Below are 248 nucleotides of genomic sequence, written 5' to 3' on the forward strand. Positions count from 1 at the left end.
TGGCCACGCGCACTTCCGGGCCGACGCCACGGGCGATCAGCGCGTGGGCCAGGCGGTTGGCCTGGCGCTCGAGTTCGCCGTAGGTCAGGGTTTGCGTGTCGAACTTGACCGCCACCGCATCGGGATTTTCCCGGGCGCGGTCGCCGAACAACTCGTGCACAAAACGCGTGGCCGGGAAGCCCGAGTCGGTGCAGTTCCACAGCTGGAGAATGTGCTGTTGCTCGTCAGCATCGAGCAAATTCAATCGG

General features: G+C 64.9%; 1 protein-coding gene. It reads right to left on the bottom strand.

Annotated elements, in window-relative coordinates:
* A partial coding sequence (locus tag ACW9IN_RS30155; RefSeq protein WP_457369249.1) for an AMP-binding protein occupies positions 1-248 on the bottom strand: 248 nt, incomplete at both ends.

The sequence above is a fragment of the Pseudomonas sp. SDO5271_S396 genome (assembly GCF_054071795.1).